The 2136-nt window shown below is 62.0% G+C and carries 2 protein-coding genes and 1 pseudogene; all 3 read left to right on the plus strand.

Features of this window, described 5'->3' with window-relative positions:
- Positions 1 to 249 (plus strand): HpcH/HpaI aldolase/citrate lyase family protein (locus EN939_RS31350; RefSeq protein ID WP_164751385.1); only part of this gene is annotated, 249 nt, incomplete at its 5' end.
- A gap of 25 nt (positions 250 to 274) precedes the next feature.
- Positions 275 to 1186: pseudogene (locus tag EN939_RS31355) on the plus strand (MmgE/PrpD family protein); the annotation flags it as partial.
- 79 nt (positions 1187 to 1265) lie between these two features.
- Positions 1266 to 1652, plus strand: a complete 387-nt coding sequence (locus EN939_RS39770; RefSeq protein WP_236382681.1) for a hypothetical protein — start codon at positions 1266 to 1268, stop codon at positions 1650 to 1652.
- The last annotated feature ends 484 nt before the right edge of the window (positions 1653 to 2136 follow it).

Consider the following 2136-nt stretch of genomic DNA (forward strand, 5'->3'; position numbering starts at 1 on the left):
CCCGAAATCACCGAGGATGACGCCCGCCACGCCATGAAGATGGGTTTTGGCGGCAAGATGGCCATCCACCCGAGGCAGATCGAGCCGATTCGCAGTGGCTTTCGCCCGAGCGATAATGACATCACATGGGCACGAGACATCGTCGGCGCAGCCTCGTCCGGCGAAGCTAGCCAGGTGAACGGCGAAATGGTGGATCGGCCGGTCATCGAGCGCGCAAGGCAGGTCCTGCGCCGGGCCGCTTTGGTCTAAAGGGCATGCAGGGGAGGAGCAACGGATGAGCCTGGACACCGCCGATTGGCCAACCGCCAGGCTCTGCGCCTTCATTGCCGAACTCGACTTCGAACAGATCCCGCCGCGCGTCGTTCATTTCGCGCAAGGATTGATGATCGACTGGCTCGGCTCGGCGCTGGCCGGCAAGGGCGCGCACCAGGTCGAGATGATCGACGGTTTTGCGCGTGCCATGGGGCCGGCGGACGGCCCAAGCACCATCATCCCGACGCGGCGGCGCACAAGCCCCTACTTCGCAGCGATGGTCAATGCGGCGGCCTCCCATGTCGTGGAACAGGACGACGTTCACAACGGCTCGGTCTTTCACCCGGCGGCGGTGATCTTTCCGGCCGTTTTGGCGGTTGCGGAGGCTGAGGAGAAGACCGGCCGCGAAGTCCTGACTGCCTGCATCGCCGGCTATGAAGTGGGCATTCGAGTGGGAGAATTCCTCGGACGCTCGCACTACGAGATATTCCACACCACCGGCACGGCTGGCGCAGTGGCAGCAGCCGCGGCGGTCGGCAGGTTGATCGGGTTGGACGCAGCCGGGCTCAACCATGCTGTCGGCTCGGCCGGTACGCAGGCGGCAGGTCTCTGGGAATTTCTGCGTGACGCTGCCGATTCCAAGCAACTCCATACCGCGCGAGCGGCCGCCAACGGTCTGTTCGCTGCCTATCTGGCGCGCGATGGCTTCAAGGGCGCCGCGCGGATCCTCGAAGGCCAGCAAGGAATGGCTGCCGGCATGTCCAGCGACGCCGATCCGGCCCGCCTGACGGACGGGCTCGGCAGCCGTTGGGCAACCGAGGAGACCTCCTTCAAATGGCACGCAGCCTGCCGGCACACTCATCCGGCCGCCGACGCGCTGCAGTCTCTCATGCGCCGCGAAGGGCTCGGTCCGGACGACATCACCGGCGTGGTGACCCATGTCCATCAGGGAGCCATCGATGTCCTGGGCGCGGTGGTCACTCCGCAAACCGTCCACCCAGGCGAAGTTCTCCATGGGCACGGTTTTGGGGCTGATCGCTGTTCACGGCGTCGCCGACCTCGACGCGTTCGAACACCACGCGCTTGCCGACGCCCGCGTCGCACGCTTCCGCGCGAAGGTGCGGATGGAACTCGACGCCGAGGTCGACACCCTTTATCCCAAGCAGTGGGTCGGCAAGGTGAGCGTCACGACGGTTGACGGCCGCAAATTCAATGCCCGCGTCGACGAGCCCAAGGGAGATCCCGGCAACACCCTTTCGAAACAGGAACTGGAAGCCAAGGCCATACGTCTTGCCGAATTTCGAGGCGGGGCCACCGCTGACGAGATGCGTCGCTGCATAGCCCGCATCTGGAGGCTCGGTCAGCCCGGGAGCACGGCGCACATATTTGCTGAGAGTTAGCCCGCTATCGCGCCGAAGGACTGCACCCGCCCGAAACGGATGGAACGAGCGCATTGCGGGCAGTTCGATTCCTTTCGCGCCGCCCCGTGTTGTAAAGCAGTTTGATCGGCAGTCCTCGGGAGCCCATTATAAATCAATGAATTCAAGGAGATCGACGGATTCGTCAACCTGATTTGGCTAACCGAGGCAAATAAAACACGATACCTTATTGATAAATAAGATAATGGTGGGCCCGGAGGATGTTTGGAAAATAAATCAAATCAAGCGGTTAGAGGTCGGTGGGACCGCGCAGCATTCAAATCTGTTCCAATGTTTTTCAATGTTTTTGTCCCACCACATGACGCCCGTAGGATCCAGAGCGACCTGGGTTCAGCTGCACGAACTCTGATGCCGACAAGGTCAAAGTTGCACCAAAAGCGGTTCTCCCTCAGGCCATCTCTAAATGTCGGGTTTGGGGCCGGAAGGAGACTGGCAGGTTCTGGAA

Origin of the sequence: Mesorhizobium sp. M7A.F.Ca.CA.002.05.1.1 (assembly GCF_003998335.1) — a bacterium.
In the GTDB taxonomy this organism is placed as follows: domain Bacteria; phylum Pseudomonadota; class Alphaproteobacteria; order Rhizobiales; family Rhizobiaceae; genus Mesorhizobium.

Coding starts and splice junctions, on each gene's coding strand:
- EN939_RS39770 (WP_236382681.1), top strand. CDS start 1,266: ATGGGCACGGTTTTGGGGCTGATCGCTGTTCACGGCGTCGCCGACCTC.